The following is a 15,269-nucleotide window of genomic DNA, read 5'->3' as shown; positions in this document are numbered from 1 at the left end:
CCTGGAAAAAATTGAATCCTTTCTCATCGAATATATTAAAAATTACAATAGATTCTTTGGGAAAAAGAATCTCTATGGATACCAACATCCATTGAACAAAATTCTCGAATTCATTTATGAAATGGAGAAAGATTATGATTCATTAGTTAAAGTACAATATATAACAAATGGAATTATGAACAGTGAAATTATAAAGAACGATTCGATTCGAAAGGAAATGGATCAAGATAAAATATCCAGTGTTTATGAAATGCATGCCCATAGTCTTTTTAGTGATGGAAAAACGAACGAAGCCAAGAAGATATACAAACGTTTATACGATGAATATTTTCCAAAAAATCTGGCTTCCGTACAATCCGCTCGTTCCTATGCATCTCTGATATTTCGATTTGAAGGGAAAACAGATGAAGCCGAATCAATTCTTTTGAGGATATTGAATGAATCCACATATCCTGAAGCTATAACGGGGACATTTCTTGTTTTGAAAGAAATCTGGGAGAAAAAGGGTGTGAATCAGAAGCAAATCGCTCAACAATTCATCACGGTTATAGATTCTACACCTCCAGGGAATTTTAAAAATTATCTGAAAGAAGAATTTACGAAATTCATTTTGAAATATTTTTAAAATATGAATTTACTGATAGAGGGAGCGTCACGAAGCGGAAAAAATCGCACGAAGAAAAGTAGGATGGGTCGCGATTTTTGACCCATCGATAATTATGAGACAGAGTAATTGATGGGTCAAACGATGTGACCCATCCTACGATTGTAAATTTTTTCTTATGAGGTTTTCGCCTACTCCATCCGCCGCGTTTCCTCGACGATGACGCCGGAGAGGAAGATGAGGGCGATCAAGTTGGGAATCGCCATCAGAGCGTTCATGATATCGGAAAATACCCAGACGATATCGATCTTCGTCAACGATCCAATCATGACGAAGACGACCCAAACCAAACGATAGGGAAAAACCGCTTTCACGCCAAAGAGATACTCTACGCATTTCTCGCCGTAATAACTCCAACCCAAAATGGTGGAATAGGCGAAGAAGATCAAACCGATGGTAACGACGATATCGCCTGACGTTCCCGGAAAACCATGCTCGAAGGCCATCGCCGTCAGCAGGGCGGGATTTTCGCCGCTCGTCCAGACGCCGGTGGCGATGATGACCAGTCCTGTCATAGTGCAAACGACGATAGTATCCAGAAAAGTACCCGTCATGGAAACCAGAGCCTGTCGCTTGGGCGATTTCGTCTTGGCGGCGGCGGCGGCGATGGGGGCGCTGCCCAAGCCCGACTCGTTGGAAAATAGTCCACGGCTGACGCCGGACTGAATGGTATTTTTCACTAAGGCGCCCATGAAGCCGCCAACGGCCGCCGTGGGCGTGAACGCATGTGTAAAAACTAATGCCAAAGCGTGAGGGACGTCTTTCGCGTTAATAATAAGAATAACCGCCGCCGTAATAATATAAAAAACCGCCATGAAGGGAACGATAATGGCGGAGGTCTCGCCAATGCGCTTGATGCCGCCGAGGATGACGGCGGCGGTAAGAATCACCATGACGATCCCCGTGAACCAATGAGAGACGTTAAAAGAGTCATGGATGGCGGCGGCGACGGCGTTGGCCTGCGCCATGTTGCCGATGCCGAATGCGGCGATGCTTCCAAAAATGGCGAAAAGAACGCCCAGCCATTTCATTCCCAATCCCCGTTCCAGAGCGAACATGGGGCCTCCAACCATTTCCCCCTTTTCGTCTACTATGCGGTATTTCACCGCCAAGATGGCTTCGCTGTATTTCGTGGCCATGCCGAACAACGCCGTAACCCACATCCAAAACAGCGCTCCCGGCCCGCCGGCGGCGATGGCGGAGGCGACGCCTACGATGTTGCCGATGCCGATCGTGGCCGCCAAGGCCGTCATCAGCGCCTTGAAATGGGAAATATCCCCTTGCGCATCCTCGTCCGACCGGCTGAACGCCAGTTTAAGCGCCCTTGGCAGATGGGTGATTTGCAAGAAACCCAGACGAAGCGTAAGAAAAACGCCGGTTCCCAATAGCAGAACAATCATCGGCGTTCCCCACACGTAATCGCTGATCGTCGAAAGCGTCTTGAGAAGGGTATTGGATGGATTCATGTCGTCTCCTAATTGAATGATGAATGATGAATGATGAATGATGAATGACGAGCGATGATTGATGAAGGGGAATAGCGAGCTGCGCTTCGCTTTAAGCCTGCCCTACGCTTCTGAATGAATTATATAGACGCGGCGGTTATTCTTCTTTGTTGACATCAAAAAAACCTTTATTATTTGTTAAAAATGGGCTATCTATTTAGAAATAGAAACCAGCTGCCATTCAAATATCTGTCATCGCCGAAGTTTAGGTATTAATCGACTCAAAACCTCGATTTAGGAGTACAATAGAATTTGACCGACTGGCATCGATTTACTCCTGTTGATTTTGAATATGATTTTGAAAGCGATAAACTCGCCGCTCATCGCATAGCTTTTATCGAAGCGGTTGAATGTTTTTTTTCCGATTTTGAAATACGGCGTAATAAATCCTATCGCGATCGTTATCAGTTGATTGGCGTTACCATTGGCGGCCGGAGGCTTAAAATCATCTTCCAACTCAAGCCGGGAGACATCGTCCGCATCATTACCGGATGGGAACTATGAATAAAATAGACAAATCCAAGAAGAATCTTTCCGAACAAGAAATCGACCGGATCGTAACGGAACAGGCGGATAACGATGACGCTTGGGAAAAGCCCGTTCGCGTTCGTCGTTCGAAGCCCATCTCTTTGCCGCTGCCTGCCCGTCTAGCCGCTCGCGCCGCCTTTCTATCCCAATTGCACCGAGCTAAAAACGTAGAAGAATGGCTAACTCGCGTCATCCAAGAGCGAATCGATTTGGAAGAAGCCGCTTTTATGGGCATTAAAAAGGATTTGTCTTTGAAGAATAGGCCATAGTCTTTTTTCTTCCGGCAAAAGAAACGGTATGAGCAACTGGCGGGGTGGCAAGGGCAAGGTTTTATGTAAGTTATCAAGAGATGCTGTTTTATCTGCCCTTGACGATACGAGGGTAAATCTTGTCTCTCCTTGATTACTTACTTCTTTATTCAAGAGCAAAAACAACTTTGCCCTTGCCGCCTGTCGTCCTGCCAGACGCGCAACGCGAGTTCATCATTCATCATTCATCATTCATCATTTATCATTCTCCCTCTCACCCCAATTCCGGGCCGCTCATGCCGTAGACGAATTCCGGCTGGCCGGGGTGGTGGTTGAGGCCTTTGAACATGCGGATGAAGGGGCGTTGGAAGACGAAGCCCAGCGATTCCAGCATGGGGATGACATGGAGGTTCGGCTCTACGATATCGATGAACGTCCGTTCCGGCTGGCGGCGTTGGAGCATGGCGAACAGCAGACGCTTGGCGCAGTCCGCATTCGTTGCCGTCCAGGGACCAATATGAAAGGCGTTGCTGCCTTCCCGCGCCAGGATATAGCCTGTCAGACGCCCATTCTCTCGGCGGCAAAAACCTAGTTTCGGATCGATTTCCAGATACGAGCGCAGCACCGGCAGGCGCGAGGCGCCGAAGATTGGCTTGTCGAACGCTTCCAACTCTTCCAAATCGTCCAGCGTCAGTTCCTCGCAACCCTGATCTTCAACAGGCGCATCGATCCGCCCCGCTTCGTAGCGCGCTGCGCCGTATTCGTCCGTGAAGCCGAGGGTGTCGTAGAGCAGTTTTCCTTGCGGCGTCGCGTCCAGTTTGACCGTTAATCCTTGGGCTTCCAGATGTTCGATGCCCGCGTTTAAAAGAAACGTCCCGATCCCTTGCCGCTGCTGGGCGGGATCGACGATCACCATCGCCACCCAACCGAATTTCCGTTCGTAGGGAATCGTGCAAACCGTTCCAACGACAAGGCCTTCCTTCTCGGCGACGAAACACCCTTCCGGATCGTATCCCAAAAAACGGCGCCAATCCGCCAGCGTCTGATTCCAACCCACTTGCTGGCGCAGCCAATGGCAGCGGGGAAAATCCTCTGGCTTCATTATTCGCACGCGAAAGGAAATCGAATCCGAGGCGGACATTGTTTTTCTCCCAGAAAAATTTAGAGAATTGTTAGATTTTTGTTACGATTTACTCCTAGAGCAATATATTATAATCTATACAGTCCTGCCAGCGTTCGCGAGAGAAAATGGAATTTTGTTTTCCATTTATTCTTAACGAAACGCCCTGCATGGTCATACCCATGTTATTGAAAAGGGGATTTGCGTTGAAAAAATCATTTTTGAGCCTGCTTCCATCATTCTTGGGAAATCTACTCATTATATCCATTGCGTTGGGCGCGTTGGCGAACGAATCCAGTTCCGCGCCCATACTGCAAATCACGGAATTCATGGCGGATAATCAAAGTACTCTGACTGATGAAGACGGCGAGTATTCCGACTGGATCGAAATCTTCAATGCCAGCGATTCGCCGATCGACCTCAAAGGCTGGCATTTATCCGACAATCCCCAGAATTTATCGTTATGGACTTTTCCCAGCGCCATTTTGTCTCCCAGCCGATTTCTTATCGTATTCGCCTCCGGCAAGAACCGCGCCGTCGCCGTCAACCGGGAAATCTCGCTGCACGCCAATTTCCAGTTGAAGCCGGAAAGCGGATACCTCGCTCTCGTCGAACCGGACGGTCAAACGGTTCATCATGCCTTCGCGCCGTCATATCCCGCTCAACGAACCGATGCATCCTATGGCCTTTCTCCCCAAGGCGACGATAAACGGTACTTTCTCAAATCCACGCCGGGAACGGCGAATAAGGACGGCGTATTGGGTTTCGTCGCCGATACGAAATTCAGCCAAAATCGCGGCTTCTACGACGCTCCCTTCGAATTGACGATTACTACCGATACTCCAGACGCCGAGATACGCTATACCACCAACGGCGACGTTCCTTCGGCGACAACCGGCTTAATTTATAACGGCCCCATCGCGATTTCGAAGACTACTCCTCTGAGAGCAGCGGCTTTCAAACCGGAATATCAACCTTCTAACGTCGATACGCAGACGTATATTTTTCTCGATAGCGTGATTCGCCAAACTCGGCCCAGCGATTTCCCCACGCGCTGGGGCAGCGTCAATGGCGATTACGATATGGATCCCGACGTCGTCAATAGCGCGCTCTATAAGAACACGATCAAGAACGATCTTAAATCGATTCCTACGCTTTCCCTCGTCATGACGATGGACGATTTGTTCGGAACCAGAAACGGCATCTATTCCCATCCCGAAATCAAAGGCGCCCAATGGGAACGCCCCGGCTCCACGGAATTGATTTTTCCCGATGGAACTCCGGGCTTTCACATCAATAACGGCGTCCGCATTCAAGGCGGCTACAGCCGTTCCGCTTCCAATTTGAAATATTCCTTTCGTTTATTGTTTAAAAACGAATACGGCGATCCCAAACTGAACTATCCGCTTTTCAGCGATTCGAACGTCGATCAATTCGACACTCTGACTCTGCGCGGGAGTTACAATTATTCCTGGCATTCCCACGAAGGCGGCTTTGGCAGCAGCATCGGCCGCGCCGAATACCTGCGCGACGAATTTTCCCGCCGCACTCAATTGGCGCTGGGCCAACCCGCTTCGCATGGAACCTTTGTCCATCTCTATCTGAATGGACTCTATTGGGGACTCTACAACATCTGCGAACGCCCCGACGACGCCTTCTCCTCCGATCATCTAGGCGGGCCAAAGGATGAATGGGACTGCGTTACCGGCGGAACGCGGGGAATCAACGCCACGCAAGCGAAAGCGGGAAACAAGAACGGTTGGAATACGCTAATGACGCTGGCGAACAGCCGCGATCTCCATACGCTCGAACGATATCGAGAAATCCAAAAATACGTCAATATCCCCAACCTCATCGATTATATGCTGACGATTTATTATACGGGAAACCGCGACGCTCCTACGGTGATCGGCGGCGGCGGCACGCCGTGGAATTTTTACTCCGACTTCCGCCGCACTTTGACGGAAGGTTTTCGCTTCTTCTGTTGGGATTCCGAATGGACGCTGGAAGAGAGCAACCGCAACGTAGTTACTTTCCATTACGGCCAAGACAATCCCGCTTTTGTTATGCAAAAACTGCGCGTCAATCCCGAATTCCTGATGAAATTCGCCGATCATGTCCAAAAGCATTTCTTCTATGACGGCGCCTTGACGCCGGAAAAATCCATCGCCCGCTACCAGCAATTAGCCGATACTATCGACCGCGCCATTGTCGGGGAATCCGCCCGCTGGGGAGACAAAAACTACAGCACTCCCCGCACCCGCGATAATGCCTGGCTGCCCGAAGTCAACCGGATTTTAACGACTTACTTGCCTGTGCGTACGCAAATCGTTTTACAGCAATTGATCAGCGCCAAACTCTTTCCAGCCATCGACGCTCCCGTCTTCAACCAACAAGGCGGCGAAATTCAGCCCGGCTTCCAACTCATCATGGGTGGAAAAAGCATGGGAACGCAAACGCAAACTTTCATCGCTATGGATGATATCTGGAAATACGAGCAATCGGGAACGGACCTCGGCGCCGACTGGAAAACGCCGAACTTTAATGATGAACGATGGACATCCGGCAAGGCGTTGTTGTATGTGGAAACGGCGGAATTGTCCGCCGCCAAAAATACGCCGCTGACATTAGGTCCGCCGACTTTCTATTTCCGCAAACATTTCACCATCGCTCCCGGAACCGATTTGACGAACGCTTCCCTGCAAATGCAAACGATCCTCGACGACGGCGCCGTAGTTTACTTGAACGGTTCGGAAATTTTGCGGCTGCGCATGGCGGATGGAAATGTCAGTTATTCGGATTTTGCCAACAGTACCGTGTCCGACGCCGCAATCGAAGGACCGTTCGACATTCCCGCCAATCTTCTGAAAGCGGGCGATAACGTTATCGCTGTGGAAGCGCATCAAGTCAACGCTACCAGCAGCGACGTCGTCTTCGGTCTCTCCCTCGAAGCAACGATGCCGTTTTCCAGCGATGCGAGCGGGCCGATTTATTATACGCTCGACGGCTCCGATCCCCGTCTGCCCGGCGGCGCCGTCAACGAAGCCAAGGCGCTGCACTACGCTGGTCCTATTACGCTCAACGGCAGCGTCAAGGTCAAAGCGCGCGTTCTCGACGGCGGCGTTTGGAGCGCGATGAACGAAGCCGATTTTATGGCCGAACTTTCCACTACCGAAATCGCCCAGTTGCAGCAAAATCTCCGCGTAACGGAACTGATGTACAATCCTGGCGGCGATGGTGCGTTCGAATTTATCGAGCTGCAAAACACCCATCCCACCGCCGAGTTGAATCTCTCCGGCGCCGCTTTCACCAATGGCGTGGAATACGCCTTCCCTGTGGGGACGACGCTGGCGCCGAATCAGTTTCTGTTATTATTCTGTTCCGATACCAGTGCAGCGGCTTTCCGCGCTCATTACGGTTTGGACGACTCCACGCTGCTGTTCGGTCCTAATACGGGAAAATTATCCAACTCGGGCGAGCGCATCGCCTTGGAACATCTTCCATCGAATACATCGCTTACCTCTTTTAATTATAATGATGGACGCGGCTGGCCTGCGCAGGCCGACGGCGTTGGGCATTCCCTGGTTCCCTTGGACTCGGCCATCGCCAACGAGAGCGCCGGTTCGCTGGATTACGGCGGCAATTGGCGCGCCAGCAGTTATATCGGCGGCTCGCCCGGCCAAGCGGACGCTGCGCCTATAGCTAATATTGTTATGAATGAGATCATGGCGAATACGGATTACAGCGATCCCGCCCATCCGGATTACGATTCCAACGACTGGATCGAACTCTACAACGCCTCCAACGCGCCCGTCAACATGAACGGCTGGTATCTTAGCGACGACGGCGCCGATCTAAAAAAGTGGGCTTTCTCCGCTCTCGACATCGCGGCGCGCGGCTTTCTTACGACGGATGAAATTTCCGGATTCCACAATCCTATTACGCAAGGCTTCGCGCTCAGCAAGGACGGCGAAACGTTATTCCTCTCCTACCTTCCTGGCAAAGCGGGCGTCGATCGCATCGTAGACGCCGTACGCTTCAAGGCTCAGGAGAAAGATCGCTCCATTGGACGATTCGCTGATGGCGAGCCGTGGCTTTACGCCATGGAACCTACAATGGGCCAGGCCAACGCGAGCGGCGTTCTTCACGCCGTCATCGACGAAATCGCCTGCCATCCTATCTCCCTTTCGTCGGAAGATACTATCGGCGAGTTTTTGGAAATCAGGAATCCAACGGACAAGGAAATTTCTCTTGCAAACAAAAACGGCGCCTGGCGTCTGGATGGCGGCGCAACCTTTGTGTTTTCGCCCAACCTCGCCATTCCGCCTCAAGGCCGCCTGCTGGTCGTCAACTTCGATCCGCAAAACGAAGCGGATCGCAAAGCCTTCAAACAAAAATACAATATCAACTTGGTGGGAATCCTCATCGCCGGTCCTTATACTGGAAAACTTTCCAATATCGGCGAAAGAGTATCCCTGGAAAAACCTCTCAGCGTCGACGCGTTAGGGCAACCCGATTCCTGGGCCATTGTGGACGAAGTCGTTTATTTCACGCAATCGCCCTGGCCTAGCCTGCCGGAAGCTGGGGGCGAATCCCTGCAAAGAATTTCCGCCGCCCAATCCGGCAACAATCCCGCCAATTGGAAGACGGCGAAGCCGACTCCCGGGGTCCAAGGAGATACGGTTGTGGATATGTGGCTGTATTACTGAAGCGCTGATATAAAAAAGCCGGAGCGAAAAAGACGCGCTCCGGCTCATTGCTTTTTTACTTAACTCTTGTTACGCAGCCTATGTTCTTTCGCTTTCGGCGTTGGTATTTCAACACCAATTAGAAGAACCGTTTATAAGAGCAGGATAGATTTCATTTTTTTGCGTTTTTGAATGACGAAACCACGAAAAGGCTCGAATTCCACGAAATTTTCGAATCACGGATATCACGGATTCTTTTGGATTCCACGGGAAAAAACCTATTCACGGCGCGATCCCTAACGCCAACTGTTTTTCTGTTTTTTTTCGTGTTTTTCTTTTTCATTTCGCGCTTTCGTGATTCAAAACGGCGTTCATAATGGATTTCTATACTTTTTCTCACGCGTAACATGAGTTATTAAAAGGGCGACTCTAAAGTTGAAGAATAATATCATGATTCGGAGATGCGATAAACGGAGATTTCTCTCAAATGAGCCTCTTGCAAAACTCCATAATTCCTCCCCCAAGCTTGGGGGAGGTTAGGAGGGGGTTGCTTTAAGTCTAACATAATCAACCCCCCTCTAACTCCCCCCAAGCTTGGGGGGAGAATTTAAAAGCGGATTTTATTAATTTTGCAAGAGCCTCAAATTTTAGTAAATACTGTCTCTAACAAATAGATAGATTGAGAGTAGCGTTTAGCAAACTTGCCAATCTTGACCTTCATGACATCGCCTTTACTCCAAAATGACAAGATTGACAAGATTTTATCGTTTTACCGATAATTGAAAATTTTCCTTTCAATTCATCGGTCTAAATTACGTGTTATAATTATTTGATATAATTAAACTTAAAATTATTCTACCCATTTTCTCCCTCGCATACATACTTTGGCATAATTAATGCGTTAGTAGAAATCGCAGTCAAAAAACAATTGCGGCGGCCCCTTTTCGAATCGGCATCGCGTACGGCAGCGGCAATAAGCGGATTTTGCATGGCATCATGGCTTAGCATCGAGTACGGCATCTTGTTCCGGCATCCAGTACGGCAGCAGGATTTGGCAACTTTGTCCGGCATCAGGTTACGGCATCAAGGCATCGCATCTTGCAACATCATCCTGGCATCGCAACCGAATGGACATCGATAATCCGCTGGCAATTCCATCTTCGATGTACGGCATCTTGGTTTTGGAAAGAGGGGCCGATTGAGATTCATCGGCAACAGTGTGGATTGTGTTTTCATCCTTGGCTTGAATCGGAAAAAGGAAATATTCGTCACAGTAATCATTCAACAATTCTGATGAATTCGCGAGATTGACCAGCATCGTTGATTTTCGCTCGCGGCTTTGCTTCGTTGGCGCAGCATCTTTGTTCATTCATCCTAATTCCACCCTGCCCGTTAAAAAAAGGGTTCTCTAACGAGAACCCATTTTTTTTGGACAAACCATCCAAACAAATCCTGCCAATCACTAGTATCAACCTATAGGACTTTCCACAGAAAAGAACTATCATTATTGCTTTGACAATATTGACAATCTACGATTGTTGGATGTCTTATTATTTATCTATCGCTAAATAGAGGCGGAAACCCATGAACGCCGCACCGCAAGAAGACATGGCCTTTTTGCCGTCAAGCAAGCAAGACCTTTTTTTTCTTCATGTTACGGAAGAAGACCAAAAAATTTTACGCGAAATCGGGGCTTATTTAACGCCCATGATGCCCGAAGTCGTTTCCAAGTTTTACGATTCGCTGCTCTCTTTCGACATCTATCGACAATATCTTGCGAATCCTGGTTTGGTCGAGCGACTGAAGAAAGCGCAATTGGACTATTTTCAGAACCTATTCGACGCCATTTTCGACGAATCGTACGCCGACAAACGGCGGCAGATCGGCATGACGCATGAACGCATCGGATTGGAGCCGCGCTGGTATATCGGCTCCTACAGCGTTTATTGCCGATTGATTTTTCCCCTGCTGCGGGAAAAGTTCGGAGGTGATCCCGAAAAATTGGAGAAGATGCAGATTACGTTATTGAAAGCGTTCAACTTGGATATCCAAATCGCTATGGAATCTTATATTAAGCGCTACTCCAGCGAGCTAGTCGACGCCAGCAAATCGCTGGAGCAAAAATTATGGATGGAGGACCGGCTGCTTTCCTTTATTTTGACGGAGGCGGGAGACGCCATCGTCGGTCTGGACGAACAAGACCGGATATCCACCTGGAGCCAGGGAGCGCAGCGGATTTTCGGCTACAAAATTTCCGAAATTCTGGATAAATCGCTGGCGGACCTGCTGCATCAGCCGGTAATCTTCGAACAATTGAAGAGAAACGCGGAGGAAGAAGGATCGGCGACGATCTACGAATCGGAATGGCGCAACAAAAAGGGACGCACTATCCTCGCTGACGCTACGCTGACGTTATTGCGGGACAAGAACGGAGTGCAGGTGGGTTCGACGCTGATCGTGCGCGATACGACTGAAATCCGGCGGCTGGCCAACAAAGTAAAGAATATGGAGCAGTTATCGGCCATGACCAAAATCACCGCCGGCGTGGCCCATGAAATCCGTACGCCGCTGGGAGTTTTGGCGCTGACGGGGGATTTGCTCTACGACCGGGCCATGAAGACGCTGGATGCGGTAAACGAAAGTAACCGCGAAGCCATTAAAAGCGAAATCAGCGAATTGATTTCGGGATTGCAGCGGGAAGTGGTGCGGTTGAACGAGATCGTGGATCATTATCTGGTGTTGTCGCGGATCAAGCAGCCGAACAAGTCGCGCGTCCATCTGAAATCGTATTTGGAAAAAATACTAAGCGAGCTCTCTTCGCGGCGTCCGGAGAAAGACATTCTTTTCTATCTCAACGTCCATGACGAGGACGCCTACGTTCTTATCGACGCCGAGCAATTTCAGCGGGTTTTTCTCAACTTGTTCGAGAACTCGCAATACTCGATGAAGAAAAAGGGAATCATCACCATCGTCGCCAAGAAGAAAAAGGAGCAGATGGAAATCGCTTTCCACGATACGGGTATCGGAATACCCGCCCATCAAATCAACCGCCTGTTTTCCGCCTTTTACACCAATAAACCAGGCGGCACGGGATTGGGACTCTACCTGGTGCGGGAAATCGTGGAAGCGCACGGCGGCTCGGTAGCGATCGAAAGCGTGGAGGGAAAAGGCGCGACGGTGATAATCCATTTACCCCAGGGGGATGAGGAGATATGAACGAAACGGATTCCGTTTCCCAGCACAAAGGAGCGCTGATTCTGATCGTCGATGACGACGAGCCGATGGCGAGCACGCTGGCCCGCGTATTGGCCAGTCAAGGGTATCAATGCCGCATCGCTCTCAGCGGCGATCAGGCGCTTAACCGCATCCACGAGCAGCGGTTCGATTTGATACTGACCGACATGGTTATGCCGGGCTTCGACGGCGTAACCTTCGTGCGCAGCGTCAAGTCGATCGATCCCAACATTCCCGTCATTATGATCACCGGCTACGGATCGATCGACAACGCGGTGGAGGCGATGAAGGCGGGGGTATTTCATTATCTAACCAAGCCCGTCCGGCTGGCCGAATTGCAGGTTTACGTGGAAAAAGCGCTGGCTTCGCATGAAATGCTGGTGGAAGTGCAAGAGTTAAAGCATCGGCTGAAGGATTATCAAACCAAGAACGTCATCATCGGCAAAAGCGCGGCTATGCGAAGCATCATCGCCCAGGTGGAGCATATCGCTCCCAGCAGCGCCACGGCGCTGATTACGGGGGAGACGGGGACGGGCAAAGAGATGATCGCCGAGGTGATCCACGCGTTGAGCGCGCGGGCGGACAAGGAGATGATCCGGGTCAATTGCGGCGCCTTGCCGGAAACGCTGTTGGAGTCGGAGTTGTTCGGCCACGTGAAGGGCGCTTTCACCAACGCTTACCGAGATCACGAAGGACGGTTTGAAGCCGCCGACGGGGGAACGATTTTTCTTGACGAAATCGGAGAGATGAGCCTCTCGGCGCAGGTGCGGCTGCTGCGGGTTTTGCAGGAGGGGGAATTCAACCGCGTCGGCGACAGCAAGCCGATTCGCGTCAACGTTCGCGTCATCGCCGCCACCAACCGGGATTTGCAGGAATTGGTGAAAGAGCGGAAATTCCGCGACGATCTTCTCTACCGCATCAACGTTTTTCATCTGCGGCTGCCGCCGTTGCGGGAACGCTCGGGCGACATCCCGCTGCTGGCGCAGCACTTCATCGAAAAATACGCCAAGAAAAACGCCAAAAACGTACGCGGCTTGGGTCAAAACGCACTGGAAGCGCTCGAACGGTATTACTGGCCGGGAAACGTGCGCGAATTGGAAAACGCCATCGAGCACGGGGTTATCATGGCGCATGGAGACCGCGTTTTATTAACCGATCTTCCCGAACTGCTGCAGGAGAGCCATCGGCATACTCCCGACAAGATCGTGATTCCGCTCGGTTTTTCCGCCAGCCAATCAGAAGGCGTCATCCTGATGCGGACGCTGGAAATGACGCAGGGAGACAAGGAAGCGGCGGCTAAAATTCTCGGCTTCAGCCCCCGTACTCTCTACCGCAAAATGAAGGAACATCAAATCCCCCTCTCGCACGGGATGGACGAATGAGGAATGAGCGTAACGGCGGCGGCTCAGCTGCTATTCGGTCTTTTTATTGTTTACTGCTTTTAGAAGTTCCCACGGCCTTCGCTTTAGGATTGCCGGCGATAGCGGCCATTTTCGCCTTCGGCTTGGGCGATCCTGTGCATTTCGGCATCGTCCTGACCGTCAGCCTGGCCATCGGACAGATTACGCCGCCAGTGGGCGTTAACCAGTTCGCGGCTTCTACGTTTTCCAGAATCGATGGGGGGAGGTTGAGCAAAGCGGTGCTGCCGTTTCTAGCGGCGGAAATCGTAGCCCTGATCTTCACAACTTTCATTCCCTCGCTCTCCCTATGGCTGCCGGATTGGATGCTGGGGAAGTAATTACTTCGGCGCCCCCGCCAACAAATCATCGCTGGTTATCGAAGGGCACCAGTATTTTTCGATGTGTTGGACGACCAATTCCGTGCCTTGTTCGTGGCTGACGTTGGGCGCATCGTTGGGATCGTACATGGCGTCGGTCAAATCGCGGGCGAGGAGGCAGCGCTTGCCCAGGCGAGTCAGTTGGCGTATGGCGAAGGATCGCCCTAAGACGCACATGTTGGTATGGACGCCCATGTAAATAATCGTTTCTATGCCTTCCTGTTGGATGAAATTGTAGAATTCATCGCCGTCGTCGGAGATGCCGTCAAACTCGCCGATTTCGATGGCGGAGGTTTGCCGCGTCCAGGCGCAATACCAAGGTTCCTGGCCGGTGTCGCAACCGCCATCGGAGTCGTCGATGGGCAGGGGATAGCTGGGCAGGTCCAGCAGCGGCGGCATTGGGACGGGCGGCGCCAGTTTCATGCGCAGGCGCTGGGGATAATCCTCATAAAAGGGCATGGTTTCGGAAGGGGCGTGGACGATCTGGATGCCTTTTTCCCGCGCCGCTTTTAAAACTTCGTTCATCTTCGGCGCGAGAACCTCGCAGCGCTGGGTGGCGCCGTCGCACCAGTGCTTATCCCACATGTCGCAGACGAGAATCGCCGTCTTGGCGATGGGAAATTCTTCTTCGACGTGGACTTCGGTCCAATCTTCCACGCCTTTGAAGAGTTGCGCGCGGCTGCGCAGATGCAGTTTCAATACGCCTTGAGGCGCTTCGCGGCGCGGGGGAATGGGGGCATCTTGCTTCACCGCCTCGCGTCCGGCAGTCCAAAAGAGGGCGTTGGCGATGAGGCGGCGGAATGCGGCATTTTCGAAATCTTCCACGCCGCCCAGGGAAGTATAGAAAACGCGGGCGCCCTTGTAGACGCGGGTCCAGGCGGCGGGCTGCGGCTCCTGGCCGGGGATTTGCGAGGTCATCAACAGCGTGCAATCCTCCGCCAAGGGCGCGGTTTTGTAGAGGCTATATCGCGATTTGAGAGCAGGAACGCCATTAAGGACGGGGTGATCCTCGGCGCCCGGCGCGATGCCGGCATTCTGGGTGGGGCCGTTGCCGAAGTGATTGTTGTAGTTGCCGCCCATGATTTCTTTGTCGAATTCCAGAAAATTTTGAAAGCCGTGGCTGGCGGTGCGCACGGCGACGATGGGCTTTCCCGAAAGGCAGTATTTCTTCACCCGCTCTAACGGCTCACCGCCGATAGTCAAACGCCGCGTGAAGAAAAGCGCGACGTCGCAATCGTCCAAAGCCTCCAGGCCGGGCAGTTTATCGAAGCCTTCGGCTTGCAGCAGAACGCATCGGGCGCCGTACCATTTTTCCAAATATTCCTTAAACGGAGGAAGAGAGAGATCGGAGCGGTATTCCGCCGAACCTGAAACGATGCAGACTTTTAGCGGCTCGGCGGCGGCGTCTTGGAGATCATTCGAGCCTAAGAGAACAAGGATTAAACAAAGAGTCGTTCTAACGTAATTCATGATTTTATTCGCTTTCGTGGAAGAGTTATTTGCCT

Annotated in this window: 11 protein-coding genes; 7 read left to right on the top strand and 4 right to left on the bottom strand. The window is 51.2% G+C overall.

The genetic code is table 11. The annotated features are described in order from the left end of the window. On the top strand, positions 1-625 hold a 625-nt coding region (locus AB1656_16485; GenBank protein MEW6236983.1), incomplete at its 5' end, for a hypothetical protein. Between the two features lie 170 nt (positions 626-795). Here AB1656_16485 and AB1656_16480 read toward each other — a convergent pair. After that, the gene (locus AB1656_16480) at positions 796-2,130 is read right to left on the bottom strand and encodes a sodium:alanine symporter family protein (protein MEW6236982.1); all 1,335 of its coding nucleotides are present in this window, start codon (positions 2,128-2,130) and stop codon (positions 796-798) included. A gap of 291 nt (positions 2,131-2,421) precedes the next feature. On the opposite strand from AB1656_16480, the gene AB1656_16475 reads away from it, so the two are divergent. Further along, positions 2,422-2,673: a hypothetical protein gene (locus AB1656_16475; GenBank protein MEW6236981.1), complete on the top strand. Its 252-nt coding sequence runs from the start codon at positions 2,422-2,424 to the stop codon at positions 2,671-2,673. Continuing rightward, positions 2,670-2,966 (top strand): hypothetical protein, encoded by a 297-nt coding sequence (locus AB1656_16470; protein ID MEW6236980.1) that lies wholly within the window; start codon positions 2,670-2,672, stop codon positions 2,964-2,966. Before AB1656_16475 ends, AB1656_16470 begins: the two co-directional genes overlap by 4 nt. Positions 2,967-3,219: 253 nt before the next feature. Here the strand turns inward: AB1656_16470 and AB1656_16465 are convergent, their stop codons facing one another. Further along, a complete protein-coding gene (locus AB1656_16465) occupies positions 3,220-4,086 on the bottom strand; it encodes a GNAT family N-acetyltransferase (protein MEW6236979.1) in 867 nt (288 codons plus the stop codon). A 185-nt stretch (positions 4,087-4,271) separates the two neighbouring features. Here AB1656_16465 and AB1656_16460 point away from each other — a divergent pair, with 185 nt between their 5' ends. Beyond that, positions 4,272-8,774, top strand: coding sequence for a lamin tail domain-containing protein (locus tag AB1656_16460; GenBank protein ID MEW6236978.1), 4,503 nt, complete (start codon positions 4,272-4,274; stop codon positions 8,772-8,774). A gap of 1,054 nt (positions 8,775-9,828) precedes the next feature. Here the strand turns inward: AB1656_16460 and AB1656_16455 are convergent. Then, positions 9,829-10,122, bottom strand: a complete 294-nt coding sequence (locus AB1656_16455; GenBank protein ID MEW6236977.1) for a hypothetical protein — start codon at positions 10,120-10,122, stop codon at positions 9,829-9,831. A 215-nt stretch (positions 10,123-10,337) separates the two neighbouring features. On the opposite strand from AB1656_16455, the gene AB1656_16450 reads away from it, so the two are divergent. The 3 genes from AB1656_16450 to AB1656_16440 are packed head-to-tail and all read left to right on the top strand — an operon-like array spanning position 10,338 to position 13,725. Further along, positions 10,338-11,969, top strand: a complete 1,632-nt coding sequence (locus AB1656_16450; GenBank protein ID MEW6236976.1) for a protoglobin domain-containing protein — start codon at positions 10,338-10,340, stop codon at positions 11,967-11,969. Then, positions 11,966-13,369, top strand: a complete 1,404-nt coding sequence (locus AB1656_16445) for a sigma-54 dependent transcriptional regulator (protein ID MEW6236975.1) — start codon at positions 11,966-11,968, stop codon at positions 13,367-13,369. Before AB1656_16450 ends, AB1656_16445 begins: the two co-directional genes overlap by 4 nt. Further along, a complete protein-coding gene (locus AB1656_16440) occupies positions 13,366-13,725 on the top strand; it encodes a TRAP transporter large permease subunit (GenBank protein MEW6236974.1) in 360 nt (119 codons plus the stop codon). The genes AB1656_16445 and AB1656_16440 overlap by 4 nt, the downstream gene beginning before the upstream one ends. Here the strand turns inward: AB1656_16440 and AB1656_16435 are convergent, their stop codons facing one another. After that, positions 13,726-15,234: a ThuA domain-containing protein gene (locus AB1656_16435; GenBank protein MEW6236973.1), complete on the bottom strand. Its 1,509-nt coding sequence runs from the start codon at positions 15,232-15,234 to the stop codon at positions 13,726-13,728. Positions 15,235-15,269: the final 35 nt, after the last annotated feature.

It is taken from the genome of Candidatus Omnitrophota bacterium, assembly GCA_040755155.1.
GTDB lineage: Bacteria > Hinthialibacterota > Hinthialibacteria > Hinthialibacterales > Hinthialibacteraceae > JBFMBP01.
This window is presented reverse-complemented; position numbering and strand designations above follow the sequence as displayed.

What these genes read in the sequence shown, in the direction of transcription:
- AB1656_16470 (MEW6236980.1), top strand. Translation starts at nt 2,670, where the DNA reads ATGAATAAAATAGACAAATCCAAGAAGAATCTTTCCGAACAAGAAATC.
- AB1656_16480 (MEW6236982.1), bottom strand. Translation starts at nt 2,130, where the DNA reads ATGAATCCATCCAATACCCTTCTCAAGACGCTTTCGACGATCAGCGAT.
- AB1656_16450 (MEW6236976.1), top strand. Translation starts at nt 10,338, where the DNA reads ATGAACGCCGCACCGCAAGAAGACATGGCCTTTTTGCCGTCAAGCAAG.
- AB1656_16440 (MEW6236974.1), top strand. Translation starts at nt 13,366, where the DNA reads ATGAGGAATGAGCGTAACGGCGGCGGCTCAGCTGCTATTCGGTCTTTT.
- AB1656_16465 (MEW6236979.1), bottom strand. Translation starts at nt 4,086, where the DNA reads ATGTCCGCCTCGGATTCGATTTCCTTTCGCGTGCGAATAATGAAGCCA.
- AB1656_16435 (MEW6236973.1), bottom strand. Translation starts at nt 15,234, where the DNA reads ATGAATTACGTTAGAACGACTCTTTGTTTAATCCTTGTTCTCTTAGGC.
- AB1656_16455 (MEW6236977.1), bottom strand. Translation starts at nt 10,122, where the DNA reads ATGAACAAAGATGCTGCGCCAACGAAGCAAAGCCGCGAGCGAAAATCA.
- AB1656_16445 (MEW6236975.1), top strand. Translation starts at nt 11,966, where the DNA reads ATGAACGAAACGGATTCCGTTTCCCAGCACAAAGGAGCGCTGATTCTG.